Raw genomic sequence first — 20,498 nt, 5'->3', positions numbered from 1 at the left:
TACCACATTATAAAGATGTTGGTCGCTCAATCATATAACCAATTGAGCGAATATTGATAATGAAGTCTTCACGCAAACTCTTTTTCACTCGATTCACTTCAGCTCGAATGGTTGCATTATCAATTTCATCATCATTCCAAACATATTCTCTGAACATATCATAATTAACCACTCTGCTTCTATTTTGAGAAAGCAATTCTATAATTTGAAGTTGACGTTTATGCAAAATCTGAGGTTCATTATTAAATAATAGAGTTAACGTATCACTGTCAAAGCTGTATGATTTTGAAAGACGCTTATGGGCTTGTGGACCTTGTCGTATTTGAAGTAACTTATCAATACGTAAAGTGAGTTCCTTTAGATGAAACGGCTTTTTCAAATAATCAAAACAACCCAAGTCAAAGGCACGCGAAATATCCTCAATATCAATCAAAGCAGATATAAAAATCGTGGGAATTCGTATTTTATTATTATGAATGGTTTCAAGCAACGTTAACCCATCCATTCCGGGTACAGTAATATCAAAAATCAACAAATCAAATTTTTCAACCCCAATAAGCGCCAAAGCATCATTCCCATTTTTGACCAACTTCACAACATGTCCTGTTGATTCTATATACTTTGTAATCGCTTCTCCCAACATTGTATCATCTTCAAGCAGTAACATTTTCATACATTCACTCCCGTAAAATAGTAAATAAACGCCGTTTCATCTTCGTTAGATTTCAATTCTATTTTTATCTTTTCACTGTCACAAATCTCTTTAACTAAATTTAACCCCAATCCAAAACCTTTTTGTTTGGAGTGTTCTCTGTAAAACTGTTCAAAAATTTTATCCGGATTCTCTATTTGTAAAGATTTACTTTTAAATGCAACACTGCAACCCTCATCTTCTTTTTGAAGAGTAATATATATCATTTCCATTTCTTTGGTATATTTTATAGCATTGGTGATATTATTATCAATAATACGTTGCAGTTTTGTTTCATTAAAATGAATATTAAAATTCTCTAAAGCACTCTCAAATTGAAATGCCAATTTTCCTTTTTTTGCCACAATATCAAAAAACTCAATACGACTCCTAAGATAATCCACTAAATCAATGTCGTGCTTTACATATATCACCTGCTCATTTTTAATCAAATACGACAAATCATCATAGATGCTAAAAACATTTTTCATGGCAGCTTCAATGTTCGATAAATAAAGGTTTTTACCATATTCCATCTCAAAAAGTTCAATATTATTCATGATCACACTCAAAGGCGTATTGGTTTCATGTACAGCATGTTTGATAAATAAATCTTGCGATTTGAGCAAATTATTAGAATAGTTTTTTTCTGTTTGTAAACGTATTCTTTGCTTATCATAATCCAGTGTCGATTGTTCAATTAAATGTGTTAATGCTCCAATAGTTACGGCATATTCATTCTTTTCATGTTCTGTTTTTTTCTTGAAGTCTGTACCTTTTGGATCTTTTCCACAATCAGATTCACACAATCCCACCACCGTAAATGTTTGATTTAAAAGTTCATTGTGCCCTTGGTGATGATAAAATTCCGCATATGAAAAAAAGCCGACCGTGGGTGCAACTTTTACAAAAGGATCAATCTCGATATTGATTAAATTGGGCATATATCGTCGTCGAGCCATACAAGAATAGATAAAAAAAGTTTGTGCATTTTGTTGAGAAATTGCATCATAAGTATCGATTGATTTTTTCATAATCATTTCAGCATTTCCAAACCCTAAACGCACCTTATCCCCTTGCTTTAAATTACCTGCAAAACTCAAGCTTCCATCTGAATGTTTCGCAATAACCGCTCGGGCAATATTGAAACCGTTTTTTTCAACGATTAAAGGAAATTCAATCCCTGTTGAAGGCAACTCTTTAGAAACCTCTTTTCCTAAATATTTTTCATAAAATTCAACAGGCGTCATCCCTGAGATTGTATAGACTCGATTGTGTTCAATCTTATCAATGGTATGTTCAATACCAATGGGTGACCAATTAAAACGGTAGTCGTTATAAACTTCTAAAACATCTGAATGCAAAGCAACTCCAACAGCACCTTGTTCTATAATGGTTTCATTTTCACAAATATATGTTTGTGTAAATTTTCCGTTATCTCCGGCCATCCCTCCACAAATAATAACATTACTATTAACCGATTCTATCCCTTTTAAAAACTCTTCCCCGTTTCCGGTTGTACCATCTGTGAATAAAATCAGCAGTTTGGTGTTTTCTTTAATAAGTTTTTGAGCTAATGATTCTCCATCTTCATAATAATCACTGCCACTGATACTGTGACTACTCAGAGTCGTTTTATCAAAAATTGAAAATGAGATAATGGTACTATGCGTATGTATATTTGAGTTATTAATTTCACCGTCTGTTGTAGTACCGATCAATACACATTGTGGTAATTGTTCTTTTAAATCCTTGGCAATAGAGTGTAAAATTTCTTTATTTTCGCCACAAAAAACTTGTATTAGAAGATTTTCTTTATCCTTGAATTTTTCAAAAGGTATGGTCTTTTCTAATGTTTGATGTTCATACTTATATGTAAATGTTTGCATACACAATCATAACCTTAATTTAATAAAAATATTGCCCCAAAGCCCTAAAAATAGGAGAAATTTTCAAATGCTATTTTTATGCTACGGATACGCTATATTCGCGCTATATTGGGGCTTTATTCACGCTATAAATATAGTGTAAACTTCTTTTTGAAAACAAAATTCAAATAAAGGAAAAAGTATGACACATACAAAACCAACCTATAAACCTCAGTATGAAAATTTTATCGGAGGAGAGTGGATTGCGCCAAAAAGCGGTGAATATTTTGAAAATATTTCACCTGTTGACGGAGAGGTACTCACTAAAATTCCTCGTTCAAATGAAGAAGATGTAGAATTGGCTATTCAAGCTGCAAATAAAGCGTTTGAATCATTTAAACACACTTCAGTTGTTGAACGAAGCATCATGCTCAATAAAGTTGCCGATGCGATTGAAGCAAATTTAGAGACAATAGCCGTTACTGAAACTTTAGATAATGGGAAAACTATTCGTGAGACACTTGTAGCAGATCTTCCTTTAGTTGTCGACCACTTCAGATATTTTGCATCCGTTATTCGTGCGGAATCAGGAAGTGTTGCTGATTTGGATGAGAATACCGTTTCACAAGAGATTTTTGAACCTTATGGTGTTGTTGCTCAAATTATTCCATGGAACTTTCCTTTGCTTATGGCTGCTTGGAAACTAGCACCTGCGTTAGCTGCAGGAAACTGTGTGGTCATGAAACCTGCTTCAGCTACACCAATGTCAATTTTATTATTAATGGAAACCATTCAAGATGTTTTACCTAAAGGTACTGTCAATATAATCAACGGTGCGGGTGGAAAAATAGGGAAATATCTTTCTACACACCCTGATATTAAAAAAGTAGGGTTTACAGGAGAGACCACAACCGGTCAACTCATCATGCAATATGCAACTGAAAACATTATTCCTTCTACATTAGAATTAGGTGGTAAATCTCCTAATATTTTCTTTGAATCAATCATGGATGCAGACGATGCTTTTTTTGATAAAGCCATTGAAGGGTTAGTGCTGTTTGCATTTAACTCAGGAGAAGTATGTACTTGCCCTTCACGTGCCTTGATTCAAGAATCTATTTATGAACCGTTTATAAAAAGAGTATTGGAACGAGTCGAAGCCATTAAATTAGGAAACCCGCTGGATGAAGCCAATATGATGGGTGCGCAATGTTCATTAAATCAAAAAGAGAAAATTTTAGAATATATTAAAATCGGTAAAGAAGAAGGGGCTGAGTGTTTAATTGGGGGTGATGTCTATGAAAGTGAAACCTATCCTAACGGTTTTTATATTCAACCGACACTTTTCAAAGGTCATAACAAAATGAGAATCTTCCAAGAAGAGATTTTTGGTCCCGTACTTGCTGTAACTACTTTTAAAGATGAAGATGAAGCCATAGAAATTGCCAATGACACCATTTACGGATTGGGTTCAGGAGTGTGGTCAAGAGATGCGCACCAACTGCATAAAATGAGTCGAGCAATTCAAGCAGGTCGAGTATGGGTTAACTGTTACCACATGTATCCATCACATGCATCATTCGGTGGATATAAAAAATCAGGAATTGGTAGAGAAACTCATATGATGATGTTAAACTCTTACCGACACACGAAAAACATCTTAACGTCTTACAGTAAAGATGCCCTTGGATTTTTTTAATCAATCATATTTATAAAAAGGAGCATATGCTCCTTTTTAAAGAAAGGAAATATTATGAATGTTGAACGTTTAAAAGTTACAAAAGAAGCGTGTGATGTTATTGAACAACTGAAAACAGAACATGGAGAATTGGTCTTCAATCAAAGTGGTGGTTGCTGTGATGGAACGGCACCCATGTGTTATGCTAAAGATGATTTTTATGTTCCCAGTCGAAATATAAAACTCGGAGAAATTTGTGGGTGCGAATTTTATATCGATAAAGATCAATTTGAATATTTTAAACATTCTCAAATCACGATTGATGTTAAAAAAGAGAGTGCTGCTTTTGGAAATTCATTCTCTTTAGAGATTGATTTAGGCTATCAGTTTATAACCAAATCACGAATTTTTACCGATGAAGAGTATCAACAATTACAATAAAACATCTCTTTAATCATTATACAAATAAATCGTAAACAATGCACCATTGTATTGCGTGTTTTCATATAAAAAACTTTGATTATTGACTTCCATCTTTCCACCCATATGTTTTGAAATAATCTCTTCACACATATAAAGCCCTATGCCTGTGCCTTGCGATTTATGTTTGGTTGTAAAATAAGGCTCAGAGACTTTGTTTAAAATGGTTTCAGGAATGCCCCCTGCATTATCTTTTATCTCAATTTCAACTCCATTGGTCATGGAATGAATGGTGATAAAAATATACTTTTTCTGCACTTTTGAGTGCTCTAAAGCATCTTTAGCATTGCTGATGATGTTCATAAAAACTTGCACCATCTCATTCTCAAATCCAAAATGTTGCACCTCTTCAAGATCAAGAACCAACTCAATATTTTGCAATTTGGGTTTAAGAAGTTCCAAACTGCGTTCACAACATCTTTTAAGAGAGAAAAAGGCTTTATCTTTATTGGGTTTAAAAAAGTATCTGAAATCATCAATTGTGGTTGAGAGATAGTGTACAGTATTGTTAATAGTATCAATCATCTCATAAAAATGTTTATCGTCTAAAGCGGAGAGCTCTTTTTTTAGTCGCATACCACTGGCACTTGTTGAGATAATTGACAGAGGTTGTCGCCATTGATGTGCAATGTTTTCTATCATTTCACCCATGGCTGCCATCTTTGATTGACGCGATAAGATACGGTCTTTTTTTAAATTTTTTTCGACCTCTTTTTCAATACGCATTTCCAACTCGGAGTTGATTTTTTGTAACTCTTTGGTCTTTTCATTGACCTTTTCAGTCAAGCTTTTATTCACCTTCTTAAGCAGATGTTGTCTATAAAGTATCGCAGCAATCACCAAAGCAAAAAACAAAAACATCTGTAATAAGAGTCTGTAATTAAAATCACTCTCCTCTTGTTTGTAAAGCCATTTATTCAGTATTGAATCAATCACCGAACTGTCAATGCTGTTAATGACTTTATCCAAAATCGAATAAAGCACTACATCATCTTTAACAACACTCATACGCAAATAATTGACTTCATCCAATTTTGCAGAGATTTTGAGGTTTTTAAAATGATTTTTTTCAATCAAATATAAAGCAACCGCCAATGGCGCAATGGTTCCATAAACATTGCCATTTTGAACCTCTCTAAAAGCCTCTTGAATACTCTTTACCTCTTTAAATTCAAAGTCTTGATATTTGCGTTTAATCAAATCCGTGATAGCATACCCTGATACCATCGATAAACGTTTCTCTTGAATCATATGCAAGTCAGTGATAAATGGTTTATCTTCTTGAGTAATCAGTACAAACGGTATTTTTAAATAGGGTTTAGTAAAGTTTAAATAGCTCTTACGCTCTTGTGTGATTTGCGCACCCGGTATGATTTCACACTTTTTGTTTTTAAGATACTCTATGGTTTGTACCATACTGTTGGTTTGTATGGGGTCAATGTGTACATTCAATTTTTGTTCAAGCAACTTCACATAATCTGCGAAAAAACCAATAAGATGCCCATTTTTCATCTCACCATATGGCATAACATTTGGAATCATACACATCGTAATACGCTCTTTTTTTGCAAGATATTCTTGCTCTTTTTGAGAGAAAATCAACGATGTAGAGAAGTTATTTTGGGCTAAAAAATCTTTGATTTGAATTTGGTTTTTCACCAATCCCATGACATTGTACAAATCATAAATACGTTGCAACTTATCCTCTTGAATCTCACCTAAATTACTTGTTCCAAAATATGAGAGTTTTTTCAGCTCCTCTGCTTCAAATTGCAACGCCTCTTTGGTGAGATTTTGAGAGTTGTAATGTTCATAAATCACATCCACACTCTCATTGATATTCGAATAAGCATACTCCCAACCACGTAAAGAGGCTTGTTTAAAAAGAAAAACGGTGTTCGGATCAGAATGCAGCATCTCATCGCTGGTGTATAAAAAATCACTGTACATGTCAAAGCCATATTTTTTGGGATCAAAAATATGATACTTAACCCCCATTTGTTGTAAGTCGTACGGTGTTTTAGATAAATATGCTGACATCACATCAACTTTTTTATTGACCAAATCCATGATATTGTGAGAGTGTTTTACAAAACTCAAATCACTCATTTGTATGTTGTGTGAATTGATCATGGCTTTAAGAGAGACCTCTGAAGAGTCATCAATGGTGGTCATAATTCGACGGTTTTTAAACTTGGAAATGGAATCAATCCTTGATTCTTGTGTTGAAAGAAGCACCAAGGGTGTGGCTTGAAAAAGAGCATACAAAACCACAATATTACGATTGTTGCTTCTATCTAAAATGAGCGTTTCACGCCCCACTGCAAAATCCACGTTGCCATCATTGACCTCTTTGGGAATATCTCGTCCAAAAGAGAAAGGTTTGATTTCAACGTCTAAACCGGCATCTTCATAAAACCCTTTTTGCTTGGCCATATAATAACCCGCAAATTGAAATTGGTCAAACCATGAGAGTTGAAGTGTTATTTTTTTGAGTTCTTTTGCATTGAGTGTTTGAAAGGTTATCAAAAAGAAAAATATAGCTAAGTATCGTAGCTTCAAGTGTTGTCCTCATAATCCAATTAAAGGATTATATCTTATTTTTTTTAAAACTTAAACCTATTCATTGTTGCTTTGTTGTTCCTCAACCCACTCTTCATCTTGTCGTGGATCAAACTCTGGCATCACTGCACCAGAAGCCACAGGGACTTGTACATAGACACTCATGTCATCATCTGCCACACGTTGTCTTGACAATGAGTATAATGCCAAATAGATACCCAACACAGTAAACATTACAAAAATAGCGTGAGGAGTTAAATAATCAAACCCCAACCCAATCACAATAGGTGCACAAAATGACCCTGCACCATAAGCAAACAGAAGCGCTCGGCTGATTTCTACAATATCTTTGTTCTCATCAATGACATCATTGGCTCTTGAAAGACTCAAAGGGTAAATACAAAAGATACTCACACCCAATATGACACCCAATAAATAGACTAAAAACTCATTAACAGGTGCAATAATAAATAGCAACGAAGCCAATGCAGTAAAAAAACCACTAAACGCAATCAGTTTTCGCCGTCCATACATATCTGAAAGGCGCCCTACTGGCCATTGTGCAATGAGCCCACCTAAAAGTGTAAACATCATAAACAACGACAACACCTCTTTGGAGTCGTATACTTTTAAGACATACAGTGGCACCATCGTAAAAAATCCACCCACAAAAAAACCACCAATAAAACTCCCTGTCACAGCAAGAGGTACCACGTTATAAAGTTTGGGAAAACTAAAACGCTCAAAAGGTTGAATGGTGGGTTCTTTAATTTTGGTCATAGCAATAAAAATCACTGAAAACAGCACCAATACCGCACCAATAGAGAATATCATATGTCTAAAATCATTTTCAATGTTTAAAAACAGTTGTCCCAGTGCCGTTGCAAGATAGAAAATAATGGTATAAATCGCTAAAATTTGCCCCCGTTGTTCGTTAGAACTCTTTTCATTGAGCCAACTCTCTAAAATAATTAAAAGACCATAAAAAGCAAATCCTGAAATAAGCCGTAAAATGCCCCAGAAAAACTCATTTAAAAACAAAGAGTGCATTAAAAATGTAATTACCATGAGTGAAGCAAACGTGACAAAACTACGAATATGTCCCACAGTTGAGATAATCTTTTGAGAAAAAATAGAGGAAGCCATTGCCCCTAAAAAAAATGCAGCATTAATAAAACCAATGACCATATCTGAAGTGCCTTGCTCTTTTAAAAACACACCAATAAAAGTCATAATCATTCCATAGCCAATGGCTAAAAATCCAATTGAAAAAAAGAGAGAGGAAATGGCTAAAAACATAGACTTAGTTGGTTGCATCATATTCACTCTCCTGTATAATTTTTTTCATGATAGTAGATATAAGATTAGAAAATGCTAAATGCTTAAGTCTTTACAAAATCACTTTGAAATAATTTTATTTTTCGTTATTCTCTTTTTATAAAAAGAAGCTACTTAATCCATACAGTTTTATCAAGCAGCTCCTTTAACCATCACATAAACTCTTTTACCCTTTTGGTGTAAAAAATTTACCCAATTCACTTCCAAAAGGAAAGACAATTGTATTAGTTTTGTCATTGGATATGTCACTTAAAGTCTGCAAATATCGCAGTTGTAGAGCTTGGGGATTTTGTGCTAAGATATTGGATGCTTCCAGTAAATTTTTACTCGCTTCTAACTCCCCTTTGGCATTAATCACTTTGGCTCTTCTTTGACGTTCTGCTTCTGCTTGTTTGGCAATGGCTCGTATCATGTTCTCATTTAAATCAATGTGTTTGATTTCTACGTTGGATATTTTAATCCCCCAAGCATCGGTTTGTTTATCAAGTATCTCTTGAATGTCTTCATTTAATCTTTCCCGTTCAGCGAGCATCTCATCAAGTTCATGTCCACCTAAAACTGACCGCAAAGTCGTTTGTGCCAATTGTGAGGTTGCATCATGAAAATTTTCAACTTGAATAATCGCTTTTTCAGGGTCAATCACTCGAAAATAGACAACCGCATTGACATTAACTGACACATTATCATGTGAAATCACATCTTGTGAAGGGACATCCAATACTACGGTTCGTAAATCCACTTTGACCATCTTTTGAATGATGGGAATAATGATAATAAGCCCAGGCCCTTTAATACCTGTAAATCGTCCCAATGTAAAGACCACACCTCTTTCATACTCTTTTAAAATACGAATCGATGCAACTAAAATGGCAATAACAATAAATACAATATATACAGCAGTCATATACATCACTTACTCCTTTTTTTTTGGTTTGATTTGAAGCGTTAAACCTTTTATTGCTTCAACAATGACCTCTTGGCCCACTTGAACCTCTTCTTGACTCAAAGCATTCCAAACTTCTGAATGGATGGCCACCTTGTAGCCATTGTTGTTTTTTTTCACAACCGTCGCAACAGTACCTAACATCTGCTCTGTCCCGGTTTTTGCTTTTTGGTCTCTCTCTTGAATGATGATTTTAAGTAAATAGATAAAAATAACCACACTCACAACTGCAAAAGCTGCAATGAGTGAAAGCGATATATCTACACCCAATGTCTTTTCATCAAAAAGAATCAAAGAGCCAAAGACAAAAGCTATGACACCTCCCATACCAAGCACTCCAAACCCCACAACAAAGACTTCAGCTGCCATCAATCCCACACCAATCAAAATCAATAACAATCCCGCATAATCAAAGGGCAGAATATTCAGCGCATACAAAGCCAAAGCCCCACTGATAACTCCTGTTACTCCTGGAAGGATGGAACCGGGATTCATCATCTCAAAGAAAATTCCGTACATCGCTATAAGCATCAAGATATACGCTATATTGGGATTGGACAGATATGAAAGAAGTTTTATTTTAAACCCCTCCTCTACAGTCAGTAACGTCGCATTGTTGGTATCGAGTTTGAGAGTTTTATCATTCACTTCCACTTCAAATTGATCTAACTGTTGTATGAGTTTTTGAACATCATTGGCAACAAAATTAATCACACCCAGTTCCAGTGCTTTTTGAGCATCGATACTCGCACCTTCAGTGACACTTTTTTGAGCCCATTGGATGTTTCTGCCATGAAGTTTTGCCAAACTTTCAATATACGCCGTGGCATCATTGATTGCTTTTGTTTTCATTGTAGAAAGGGGATTGTTGTTTTTGTTTTTATCTTGTATCATGCCCATTTGTACAGGTGTTGCTGCACCCACATTACTGCCTTGCGTCATTGCAGCTATGTGAGAAGCGTATAAAATATAGGTCCCTGCACTTGCTGCTCGTGCCCCTTTAGGTGAGACATAGACCACAAAAGGAATACTTGAATTAAGAATTTGAGAAATCATATCACGCGTTGAAGAGAACAATCCACCCGGCGTGTTGAGTTCAAAAATAATGAGTTGAGAATTTTGCTCATTGGCGTGTGAAATCGCTTTTTTGACAAAAGTATTGCTTGCAGGATTAATAGCTCCCTCATAGCTAAAGTGCGTAATATTGGAAGCAAAAATAGACGTATTTACTATAAAAATGAAAAAGAAAAAAATCAATCGCATGAGAGACTCCTTCATAACACTATCATATCAAACTATTGATTTTAAGTCAACTTTAATAATTATTTACAATGAGAATAAAAGTTTGAATTTAATATGCAGTATAAGAGGTAAGGTTTTCAAGCAGTGTATCGCGTGCCAATGTAACTTCAATAAAGGCTTCATGACTCCCACCGACATCAGGATGAGCCTGTTTTGCAACCTTTTTAAAAGCCTCTTTGATTTGAGCCTCTTGCAGTTGCTCTTCTAAAGGAAGTCTCAAAAGAATACGATGCTCTTTTTCGCTACTTTGTTGAAACGTTTGACGTCTTTGATTGTGTTTTTTTATCTCTTCATAAAAATGTGCTTGGGCTTGTTGCTGTTTTATAAGGGATTCTTGGTGTAAGTTAAAACGCTCTTTTTGCCAATACGCTTGAGTCATCACAATACATGCTTCAAATGATATTTTTCCACTCATGCTTCTCTGTTTTGGTTATCTATTTCACCCAGTGTTACAAAATCTCGAACACCAAACTCACTGTTCCAAATAACAAAGTTTTCGTACAAATATGGCATCATGACTCCTTTCATAAGGTCATATAGTTTTACTATGCAAGAAGTGTACTATTGATTTATTCTCTTAGAAAACCTATCTTTTTAGTTTTATCTTTAGCTTCATCTTGAAGTTCTTGCATCGAGTTGATGACTTGTACCACACTTCGTAATAACTCTTTGGTTTTATTATCTTCTGTTTCAAGTTTTTCAAGACGTTTTATAATATCAAAATAGGGAACTGATTGGTTTTTAAGTCTTGTAAAAGTTCGCATAATAGATATATTAACTTCTCTTGCTATTTTACTTTTTAAAACAGTTGCTAACATATAGACACCTTGTTCAGTAAAAGCAAGTGGATTTGATGTAGAGTGTTTGATTTTTTCTAACCGGTCACAAGTTGTGACCAGTTCATTTTTTTCTTCATTGCTTAATCGAAACATAAAATCACTAGGAAAACTATCACTGTTTCTTTTAACTGCCTGATTTAATACTTTTGTTTCAACTTCATAAAGTTCCGCTAAATCTCTATCTATCATGACTTGAATACCACGAATAATAAATATTTTATCGTCAACAATAGTTTGGTGTAGAATTTTTGAGTGATTTTCCATGCAATACTCCTAAATAATATAAGAGTATCGTAACAAAAAGAATAGCTGTAGTTTAAAAGTATTACAGAATGTAATTATAAAGAGATGTTCACCTTTTTGAACATAAAAGCTAAAAAGTATAAGGGGCATCCCTTGTACTTCTTACTTTTTATTCTTTTTATTCATAATCTCAACTAACGGAGAATTAGATGGATATAATACTTTAGCACTAGGTACTTCAGAAGATGCAGGGTCTAAATGAGAGTCTTGATCATCAAAAAAGATATGTGGTTTAAAGGCTTTCAGAAAACGGCTTTTTTGCAATCCTCCAAGAAAAAATGCCTGATCAATATAAACATTCCAAGCTCTTAATGTTTTAATTACTCTCATTTCCGCAGGACTATTTCTTGCAGTCATTATCGCTAGTTTTACAGGTGAATATTCAATTCTCCCCGGTAATCTCTCCTGGACTTTTGATAATTTTTTTAGTAGATTGGCATATGGACCTTCTTGCAACGGAATATCTTGAGACCTATCTTCTTCTTTCCAAAACTCTTTTAAACCTTCTTTTTGATTAACAATTTCACTCTCTTCACTAAATAATACTGCATCTGCATCAAAAGCAAATCTAACTTGGTTTTCATCAAGTTTTTGTAATTTTGAAGGTGGTTTTTTTACCAATGCAGATGCACATACTTTGCTATCAATTACTTCTTGTGCATCTTTTTCATTAGTAGTTAAAAATAAATCCACATAAAAAGCATCTAAATAAATAGAACTACTTTCTCCTGCGGTAAAAGCTGATCTTGTTATTGGTAGATTTCTTCTTCTTATTTCTTTTAAAACTCTAAAACCTGTTTCCGGACTATTTTTAGAGATAACAACAACTTCAACAATTGGTGCTTCATTTTCTTTTGTATGTTGATTTAAATTTAATAAAGACTTTACTAATGGCATCCCAGTACCGTCATCCAGTTTTTCATTTTCTTTTTCCAACATATACGAACGATACCTATCTATAGCTGTATCTGGGTCAGTTTTGATTTTTTCCTGAAAAACTGTATCTGCTTCTGATAAGTCAAATAATGCTGTTGCAGAAACACCTATTACTAATGTATCGGTTAAATCAATTGCCATTTATGTCCTTTGCATGTATAATTCCAATATTGTAACAATATAAACTTTTAAACATTTTGAATAGCAATAACCAATTATTAAATTCTTAAAATATAAAGATTGATTTATTAAGTAAGTAAGATTTCAAAAGAAATCAAGACGGAGAGAGAATTTGTTGGAGGAGTTTACTGGAGTAAATGACTCTAATAAATTCTCTCTCCAACGAAGATTTATAAAGAAAGCTTGATTATAAAATCAATCTTTTCTTAGTGTAAGAAGTGTCTAATCCCTGTAAAGTACAACGACATCCCATGCTCATTCGCCGCTTCAATCACCTCATCATCTCTCACACTTCCACCTGGTTCAATCACACACGAAACCCCAGCTTCAGCCGCTGCGTCAATTGAGTCTCTGAATGGGAAGAATGCTTCGCTAGCCAATACTGAACCGCTTACATCAATACCCATGTCTTCAGCTTTTCTAAGTGCTGCTTTGGCTGCATCTACTCGTGAAGTCATACCCATACCAATAGCTACAACTGCAGAATCTTTTACATATACAACACAGTTAGATTTCGTCCCTGCAGCCACTTTAACGGCGATTTCCATATCTTTTTTCTCTTGTGCCGTTGCCTCTTTTTTAGATTTAAGTTCAGCATTTTTAACTTCATCTTCTTCTACTTTATCGCTGTCTTGGTAGACAAATCCACCATCCACAATTTTAAAGTTAAAGGCATCGTTTGCAAGTTCAAGTTTTTTTGTCCCTTGTTTAAAGAGTTTAATTCTTTTTTTCTTATTTAGTTCCTCTTCTGCTTCAGCTGTGAAATCTGCAGCAAATACCACCTCTAAGAAAATTTCATTCATTTTTACTGCAAGCTCTAAATCCACAATACCATTTACTGCAACCACTCCACCAAACGCAGAAACAGGGTCACATTTAAGTGCTTCAGTATAGGCTTCTAAAAGGGTGTCTTTAATCGCAAATCCACAAGGATTTCCATGTTTTACAATACATACTGCGTTATCTTCACCAAATGCACCTGCAATTTTAGCTGCACCTGAGATATCACCCATGTTATTAAAACTTGCTTCACCTTTTAGTGTGATGAATTTATTTGACAAGTGTTTATCAAACTCATACAATGCACCTTTTTGGTGTGGGTTCTCTCCGTATCGTGTATCAAACACTTTTTCACCTACGATAAACTGTTTTGCCCCCATTCCACCGTTGAATCGTTTGTTCATGTAGTTTGCAATCATAGAATCATACGCCGCTGTGTGCTCGTATGCTTTAATCATCATATCTCGTCTGAACTCAACCGTATTGGTGTCATTTTTAAGGTTGTTTAATACCATATCATAATCAGCCACATCCGTTACAATAATCACTGAGTCAAAGTTTTTAGCCGCACTTCGAACCATTGCTGGACCACCGATGTCAATGTTCTCAATAATCTCTTCAAAGTCATCTGTTTTTTCAATCGTTGCTTTAAATGGGTATAAGTTTACACACACTAAATCAATCCCTTCAACTCCCAGCTCTTTAGCTTGGTCAAGGTGCGATTGTTTGTCTCTTCGGTGTAAAATTCCACCGTGAATGTATGGATTTAATGTTTTTACTCTTCCTTCAAAACACTCTGGAAACTTCGTCACTTCGTTTGCTTCAATAACCGCAATTCCTGCCTCTTTAAGTTTGTTGTATGTACCACCTGTAGAGATGATTTCATACCCTAAAGCTACCAACTCTTTTGCAAAATTTTCAACACCGCTTTTATCACTTACACTGATTAACGCTCTCATCTGTTTTCCTCTTTGATATGTTTAAAATAAAAAAACGGCCGAATTAAAAAATTCTGCCGTTTCGTTTTGTCTGTTTAGACTTATAAATCTTGTTCGATTACTTGCTTGAATCGGTTATAATAGATGTCTCGTGCATCTGCCAATGATTTTTGTACACCGTTAATTGAGATTTCATCTCCTTTAACGCTTCCAATTTTCATGCAATATTGCCCCATGCGTGAAACCAATGTTTCAAATGCCTCTTCGTTTGTATAATCGACTTCTACAATGGCTCGACTCAGTGTTTCAGAGAAGATATCTTTTGCATCATTCAATGGTGCAACGATCTCTACTCCTTTGTTCCCCACCACAGCCATTTTCGCTGCACTGATGGCTAAACCACCCACGTTGATATCTTTTGCAGCGTTCAGTAATCCTTGCTTGTTGGCTTCAATTACGGTATTCCAAAGTGTCAACTCTTTTGCAAAATCTACTTTTGGGTGCACTCCAGCAACTTTTCCGTACATCTTTTTCATGAACAAACTTCCACCAAATTCAGAGAATGTTTCCCCTAACATATAGATGGTGCTTCCCTCTTTTTGAAAACAAGAAGGCAATACTTTGTTGGCATCTTCATTGACCCCAACCATTGCAATTGAAGGTGTTGGGAAAACGCCCACTCCATTTGTTTCATTGTACAGTGATACGTTTCCACCAATAACAGGCGTGTTTAACTCTTTACAAGCCGCTTTGATACCTTCGCACGCTTTTGCAAATTGCCACATCACTTCTGGATTTTGAGGATTTCCAAAGTTAAGACAATCGGTGATGGCTTTTGGAACAGCCCCTGTCATCGCTACGTTTCTTCCAGATTCCATAACTGCTGCTGCAGCTCCTAATTCTGGGTTGATGTAACAAAATCGTGTGTTACAGTCTGCACTCATTGCAAGCGCTTTTCCTGTCTCTTTTACACGAATAGAAGAACCATCCAAAGTTCCTGGCCCTTTAACGGTATTGGTTTGAACCATTGAGTCATATTGGTTATATACCCATGATTTATCCACCACTTCCATGTCAGCAAACATCGCATCAAATGCCTCTTGGTTTGTGATTTTTTTATCCAAAGTAATATTTGCAATATCTTTTAAGTATACAGGTTCTGCAACTGGTCTATCTAAAACGGGAGCCTCTTCAGATACGGGTTGAACAGGTACTTCTGCACACTTCTCACCATGCCAGAACAGTTCCATGTTTCCTGTGTCTGTTACTTCACCAATAACAGCAACGTCTAATTCCCATTTTTCAAAGATATCAATGATTTTTTGCTCACACCCTTTTTTTGCACAAATGAGCATTCGCTCTTGTGACTCAGACAACATAAAGTCATAAGGTGTCATACCCTCTTCTCTTGCTGGAACTTTATCAAGATGCATGATCATACCTGAACCACTTCGTCCTGCCATCTCAAAGGAAGAGGAAGTAAGACCTGCAGCTCCCATATCTTGGATACCAATAATCAAGTCCTCTTTAAACAGCTCTAAACAAGCTTCCAAAAGAAGTTTTTCAGTAAATGGGTCACCCACTTGTACCGTTGGTCTTTTTGACTCACTGTCTTCATCAAACGAAGCTGAACTCATTACAGCCCCACCAAGACCATCTCGCCCCGTTTTAGAACCCACGTACATCACTGGGTTTCCTAAACCTTCTGCTTTTCCGTAGAAGATTTCATCTGCTTTTGCAATCCCCAATGTAAATGCATTTACAAGGTTATTTCCCGCATAACACTCTTCAAACGTAGTCTCCCCACCAATGGTAGGAACTCCCATACAGTTACCGTATCCACCAATACCAGCAACCACACCTCGAAGTAAGAATCGGTGTTTTTGTGCGGTTGGAGAGTCACCTTCAATTGAAGCAAATCGAATAGAGTTCATGTTTGCAACCGGTCGTGCACCCATTGTAAATACGTCACGTAAGATACCACCAACACCTGTAGCAGCCCCTTGATATGGTTCAATAAAACTTGGGTGGTTGTGTGATTCCATTTTAAATACAGCCGCATATCCATCACCAATATCAATAACACCAGCGTTTTCACCTGGCCCTTGGATAACCCATGGCGCTTTTGTAGGGAAACCGTTTAAGTACTTTTTACTTGATTTATATGAACAGTGTTCACTCCACATTGCAGAGAAAATACCAATCTCTACATAGTTTGGTTCTCTTCCAAGAATTTGTTTAATGTGTTCAAACTCTTCGAGGGTTAAAGAGTGTGCTAATGCTATCTCTTCAAGGTTTTCTAGTTTTTGCATACAAATATACCTTATATCTTTGTCTTAAAATGTTGGGATTTTATCTAAAAAACGATTAACACTTGATAAAAGAATTTCCAATAAAATAAGTTAGCCAATTCTTAAGATTTGATTATTTTAAATATTTTTGATATACTTTCTTTCCAGAAAGCCTTTTTCAACGCATTTGTGTTTAAGTTTTGTGTTGTATAATGAGCAAATATTTTAAAAAATGGATGAATACGGTGAAATTACTCATAACATTGCTGCTGCTGGTTTCAAGTTTAATAGGTGCTGAACTCAAAGAGTTAACATGGAAAAAAGGGGAAACTTTTCTCACATTTTTACAATCACACAATATCCCCCAAACACTCTATTTTGAACTAGAGAAAAATGACCGCGAGTTGTGTTCTGAAATCACTGCAGGGATTAAATACCAAGTCTTAGAAGAGAACAATGAGATGGTTCAAGTGCTCATTCCAATCTCTGAAGAGATGCAACTGCACTTATACAAAGAAAAAGGAGAGTTTGTATTCACGACTTCACCTATTTCATTTGAAGAGATTACTCAAACCATTGCAATACCTATCAACTATTCACCTTATCAAGATCTTTTAGATGCCACATCAAACAAAGCTTTGGCCAATGAGTTTGTACGCGCATTTAACCAAGTGGCCAACTTCAAAAGAATGAGAAAAGGTGATCATGTTGCCATTAAATACACCCAACGTATCAGAATGGGTCAATACTATGGAACTCCAACCATTCATGCAGCACTTGTTGAAGTAAAAAAGAAACAAACCTATATCTTTAAAAATGATGGAGATGGGCTTTATTATGATGAAAAAGGACGAAACCTTACAAGCTTTTTTATGAAAACCCCCGTATCTTACACCAGAATTTCAGACCGATTCACATATAAACGATTTCATCCTATATTAAAACGATATCGAGCACATCTTGGAATTGATTACGCAGCTCCACGAGGAAGAAAAATCTATGCCACAGCTTCAGGAAAAGTGATTTTCAAAGGACGAAAAGGTGGTTATGGAAAAACAATTGAAATAAGACACGAAGGGGGATTTAAATCACTGTATGCACACATGTCAAAATATGCTCCAGGTGTTTATTCTGGGAAATGGGTCAAACAAGGAACTCATATAGGGTATGTAGGAAGTACAGGTGTGAGCACAGGACCACACTTACACTTTGGTCTGTATAAAAATGGACGAGCGATTAACCCTGAAAAAATCATTCGTGTAACAAAAAATACTCTCAAAGGAAAAGCCAAAAAAGAGTTTATCGCTTATACTAAAGAGGTTTCACAAAATCTTTTAGATACCATTAAAAACAAACCTCAGCCACTTAATATCACACAGTTTGATAAACAAACAGACTTAAAAGAGTTACTTGTAGCAAAAGTTGAAGCTTAACGCATAAAGGTTATCCATGGAAGAGCATATCAAAGATCCCAATGAACTACTCAACAGCATTGAGGAGCTTCACCCCACGGATATTGCCAACTCTTTAAAAAAGATTTACAAAAACAACAGTGATGAATTTTACTTTGTTTTAAAACAGCTTCCTGATGAAATCTTAGGGGAAGTTATTCTTGAACTGCCAGAATACATCAGAGAAGATACCTACGGTGAGCTTTCAAGTGAGCAATTAACCGATGCCGTTGAAGAAATGGATTCGGATGACCAAACGGACATCATTCAAGAGATTGAAGAGCTTGATAAAGAGAAAGCCAAAGAGATTTTTGAAGGACTTGAAGAAGAGAACCAACAAGAGATCAACTGGCTGAAACGTTATGAGGATGATGAAGCCGGTGCTTATATGCAAACCGAACTTTTTTCAGCCAATATCAATGAGAAAATTGGGGATTCAATTGAGCGATTAAAACATTTAAAAGCTGAAGGTGAGCTCGAAAATATTCACCAAGTTTTTATCATCAATGATGACAAAATGTTACTGGCATCCATCTCTTTAGAAGATTTAATCATTTTTGATTTTGAAAAGACGTACGAAGACATTGTGAACAGTGATGATAACAAATACAAACCTTTTAAAGTGCAAGATGATGAAGACATCGACTTTGTTGCCAAACAGTTTGAGCAATACGACTTAAGTGTTGTTGCTGTTGTGGGGTATCAAGGTATGTTGATCGGTCGAATTACTTCGGATGATATCTTGGACGTTATTGAACAAAATGCAACGGAGCAAATGTACCAATTAGCAGGGGTTAATGAAGAGTTTGAGCATGAAGACAATCTTTTAACCACTGCAAAAAAACGTGGAATTTGGCTCTTTATTAACTTAGGAACTGCCGTGTTAGCATCACTGGTGATTGGTCTGTTTGATCAAACCATCCAACAATATGTGGCACTGGCTATTTTAATGCCCATTGTAGCTTCCATGGGTGGAAATGCTGGAACGCAAACCTTAGCCGTAATGGTTCGACAATTGGCCTTGGGTGAGATTGATTATGACAACAGTAAAGATGCAATCAAAAAAGAGGTCTTTATCTCACTGGTGAATGGTTTTATTTTTGCATTGATCATTGGTTTCATTGCTTCATTTTGGTTCAGCACGGCAATGCTTGGAGTGGTCATAGCACTCTCAATGGTCATCAATCTGTTCAGTGCTGGGTTCTTTGGGGCTTCTATTCCATTAATATTAAAAAAGTTTGACATCGACCCTGCGGTTGGAAGTACAGTACTTCTTACCACAGTAACCGATATTGTAGGTTTCTTTAGCTTCCTTGGATTAGCTAAAGTGATTCTGCTGTAATGTTATTTAATCGAAGAAGATGAGATAATACTTAAAAACTCATCTTTGGTTTTTTTCTCTTTTTTAAAAATACCTCGAAGGGCTGAAGTAACAGTTGTAGAGCAGATTTTTTCTACCCCTCTCATCTCCATACACATGTGACGTGCATCAATGACCACTGCCACCCCTTTGGGTTTTAAGTGTGTATTTAAAGCCTCTGCAATTTGTTCGGTCATTTGCTCTTGAATTTGCAAACGCCGTGCAAATACATTCACCACTCGTGGAATTTTACTTAATCCCACCACTTTTCCATCTGGGATATATGCCACATGTACGCGTCCAATGATAGGCAACATGTGGTGTTCACACTGAGAATAAAACTCAATGTCTTTGACAACCACCATCTCATCATTAGTTGATGTAAAAAGTGCTTTTTCGATGATCTCTTTGGGGTCCTCTTTATACCCACTGCACATAAACTCATAGGCTTTTCGAACGCGTTCAGGTGTTTTAACCAAGCCTTCTCGTGTGACATCTTCGCCCACATACTCTAAAATATTTTTAATTGATTCTTCAAATTTCTCTTTACTCATGATT

Annotated in this window: 16 protein-coding genes; 4 read left to right on the top strand and 12 right to left on the bottom strand. The window is 35.7% G+C overall.

Features of this window, described 5'->3' with window-relative positions:
* Nucleotides 1-7 precede the first annotated feature (7 nt).
* Complete coding sequence (locus tag CRV04_RS11175) at nucleotides 8-673, bottom strand: response regulator transcription factor (RefSeq protein WP_128996934.1); 666 nt, start codon at nucleotides 671-673, stop codon at nucleotides 8-10.
* Nucleotides 670-2,580, bottom strand: a complete 1,911-nt coding sequence (locus CRV04_RS11170) for an FIST N-terminal domain-containing protein (protein WP_128996933.1) — start codon at nucleotides 2,578-2,580, stop codon at nucleotides 670-672. Before CRV04_RS11170 ends, CRV04_RS11175 begins: the two co-directional genes overlap by 4 nt.
* A gap of 181 nt (nucleotides 2,581-2,761) precedes the next feature.
* On the opposite strand from CRV04_RS11170, the gene CRV04_RS11165 reads away from it, so the two are divergent.
* Nucleotides 2,762-4,258 (top strand): aldehyde dehydrogenase family protein, encoded by a 1,497-nt coding sequence (locus CRV04_RS11165; RefSeq protein ID WP_128996932.1) that lies wholly within the window; start codon nucleotides 2,762-2,764, stop codon nucleotides 4,256-4,258.
* A gap of 54 nt (nucleotides 4,259-4,312) precedes the next feature.
* The gene (locus tag CRV04_RS11160; RefSeq protein WP_128996931.1) at nucleotides 4,313-4,678 is read left to right on the top strand and encodes a DUF779 domain-containing protein; all 366 of its coding nucleotides are present in this window, start codon (nucleotides 4,313-4,315) and stop codon (nucleotides 4,676-4,678) included.
* A gap of 9 nt (nucleotides 4,679-4,687) precedes the next feature.
* Here the strand turns inward: CRV04_RS11160 and CRV04_RS11155 are convergent, their stop codons facing one another.
* The 9 genes from CRV04_RS11155 to purL all read right to left on the bottom strand — a co-directional run bounded on the left by CRV04_RS11155 (nucleotide 4,688) and on the right by purL (nucleotide 17,150).
* Entirely contained in the window at nucleotides 4,688-7,279 is a 2,592-nt protein-coding gene (locus tag CRV04_RS11155; protein WP_128996930.1) for an ABC transporter substrate-binding protein, read from the bottom strand.
* A 57-nt stretch (nucleotides 7,280-7,336) separates the two neighbouring features.
* Nucleotides 7,337-8,599 (bottom strand): MFS transporter, encoded by a 1,263-nt coding sequence (locus CRV04_RS11150; RefSeq protein ID WP_228126544.1) that lies wholly within the window; start codon nucleotides 8,597-8,599, stop codon nucleotides 7,337-7,339.
* Nucleotides 8,600-8,783: 184 nt separating this feature from the next.
* Nucleotides 8,784-9,527 carry a slipin family protein gene (locus tag CRV04_RS11145; protein WP_128996929.1) on the bottom strand — a complete coding sequence of 248 codons (744 nt, stop codon included), beginning with the start codon at nucleotides 9,525-9,527 and terminating at the stop codon, nucleotides 8,784-8,786.
* A 3-nt stretch (nucleotides 9,528-9,530) separates the two neighbouring features.
* A complete protein-coding gene (locus CRV04_RS11140) occupies nucleotides 9,531-10,823 on the bottom strand; it encodes an NfeD family protein (protein ID WP_164969157.1) in 1,293 nt (430 codons plus the stop codon).
* Nucleotides 10,824-10,911: 88 nt separating this feature from the next.
* Entirely contained in the window at nucleotides 10,912-11,277 is a 366-nt protein-coding gene (locus CRV04_RS11135; RefSeq protein WP_128996927.1) for a hypothetical protein, read from the bottom strand.
* A gap of 154 nt (nucleotides 11,278-11,431) precedes the next feature.
* Nucleotides 11,432-11,965, bottom strand: a complete 534-nt coding sequence (locus tag CRV04_RS11130) for an ORF6N domain-containing protein (RefSeq protein ID WP_128996926.1) — start codon at nucleotides 11,963-11,965, stop codon at nucleotides 11,432-11,434.
* 141 nt (nucleotides 11,966-12,106) lie between these two features.
* Complete coding sequence (locus CRV04_RS11125; RefSeq protein WP_128996925.1) at nucleotides 12,107-13,081, bottom strand: 5'-nucleotidase; 975 nt, start codon at nucleotides 13,079-13,081, stop codon at nucleotides 12,107-12,109.
* Between the two features lie 245 nt (nucleotides 13,082-13,326).
* A complete protein-coding gene (gene purH / locus CRV04_RS11120; protein WP_128996924.1) occupies nucleotides 13,327-14,859 on the bottom strand; it encodes a bifunctional phosphoribosylaminoimidazolecarboxamide formyltransferase/IMP cyclohydrolase in 1,533 nt (510 codons plus the stop codon).
* 80 nt (nucleotides 14,860-14,939) lie between these two features.
* On the bottom strand, nucleotides 14,940-17,150 hold the full coding sequence (gene purL / locus CRV04_RS11115) for a phosphoribosylformylglycinamidine synthase subunit PurL (RefSeq protein WP_128996923.1): 2,211 nt from the start codon (nucleotides 17,148-17,150) through the stop codon (nucleotides 14,940-14,942).
* 224 nt (nucleotides 17,151-17,374) lie between these two features.
* Here purL and CRV04_RS11110 point away from each other — a divergent pair, with 224 nt between their 5' ends.
* Both CRV04_RS11110 and mgtE read left to right on the top strand, forming a co-directional pair.
* The gene (locus tag CRV04_RS11110; RefSeq protein WP_164969156.1) at nucleotides 17,375-18,562 is read left to right on the top strand and encodes a peptidoglycan DD-metalloendopeptidase family protein; all 1,188 of its coding nucleotides are present in this window, start codon (nucleotides 17,375-17,377) and stop codon (nucleotides 18,560-18,562) included.
* Between the two features lie 16 nt (nucleotides 18,563-18,578).
* Nucleotides 18,579-19,922 carry a magnesium transporter gene (gene mgtE, locus CRV04_RS11105; protein ID WP_128996921.1) on the top strand — a complete coding sequence of 448 codons (1,344 nt, stop codon included), beginning with the start codon at nucleotides 18,579-18,581 and terminating at the stop codon, nucleotides 19,920-19,922.
* Nucleotides 19,923-19,924: 2 nt separating this feature from the next.
* Here the strand turns inward: mgtE and folE are convergent, their stop codons facing one another.
* Nucleotides 19,925-20,494 (bottom strand): GTP cyclohydrolase I FolE, encoded by a 570-nt coding sequence (gene folE, locus CRV04_RS11100; RefSeq protein ID WP_128996920.1) that lies wholly within the window; start codon nucleotides 20,492-20,494, stop codon nucleotides 19,925-19,927.
* Nucleotides 20,495-20,498: the final 4 nt, after the last annotated feature.

It is taken from the genome of Candidatus Marinarcus aquaticus, assembly GCF_004116335.1.
GTDB lineage: Bacteria > Campylobacterota > Campylobacteria > Campylobacterales > Arcobacteraceae > Marinarcus > Marinarcus aquaticus.
The sequence above is the reverse complement of the archived record's forward strand: the minus strand, read 5'-3'. Positions and strand labels throughout refer to the sequence as shown.

Bases quoted from the DNA above. Each gene is read 5' to 3' on its own strand.
- CRV04_RS11165 (WP_128996932.1), top strand. From the start codon at position 2,762: ATGACACATACAAAACCAACCTATAAACCTCAGTATGAAAATTTTATC.
- folE (WP_128996920.1), bottom strand. From the start codon at position 20,494: ATGAGTAAAGAGAAATTTGAAGAATCAATTAAAAATATTTTAGAGTAT.
- CRV04_RS11130 (WP_128996926.1), bottom strand. From the start codon at position 11,965: ATGGAAAATCACTCAAAAATTCTACACCAAACTATTGTTGACGATAAA.
- purL (WP_128996923.1), bottom strand. From the start codon at position 17,150: ATGCAAAAACTAGAAAACCTTGAAGAGATAGCATTAGCACACTCTTTA.
- CRV04_RS11125 (WP_128996925.1), bottom strand. From the start codon at position 13,081: ATGGCAATTGATTTAACCGATACATTAGTAATAGGTGTTTCTGCAACA.
- CRV04_RS11175 (WP_128996934.1), bottom strand. From the start codon at position 673: ATGAAAATGTTACTGCTTGAAGATGATACAATGTTGGGAGAAGCGATT.
- CRV04_RS11160 (WP_128996931.1), top strand. From the start codon at position 4,313: ATGAATGTTGAACGTTTAAAAGTTACAAAAGAAGCGTGTGATGTTATT.
- CRV04_RS11140 (WP_164969157.1), bottom strand. From the start codon at position 10,823: ATGCGATTGATTTTTTTCTTTTTCATTTTTATAGTAAATACGTCTATT.
- CRV04_RS11145 (WP_128996929.1), bottom strand. From the start codon at position 9,527: ATGTATATGACTGCTGTATATATTGTATTTATTGTTATTGCCATTTTA.
- CRV04_RS11150 (WP_228126544.1), bottom strand. From the start codon at position 8,599: ATGATGCAACCAACTAAGTCTATGTTTTTAGCCATTTCCTCTCTCTTT.
- CRV04_RS11135 (WP_128996927.1), bottom strand. From the start codon at position 11,277: ATGAGTGGAAAAATATCATTTGAAGCATGTATTGTGATGACTCAAGCG.
- mgtE (WP_128996921.1), top strand. From the start codon at position 18,579: ATGGAAGAGCATATCAAAGATCCCAATGAACTACTCAACAGCATTGAG.
- CRV04_RS11170 (WP_128996933.1), bottom strand. From the start codon at position 2,580: ATGCAAACATTTACATATAAGTATGAACATCAAACATTAGAAAAGACC.
- purH (WP_128996924.1), bottom strand. From the start codon at position 14,859: ATGAGAGCGTTAATCAGTGTAAGTGATAAAAGCGGTGTTGAAAATTTT.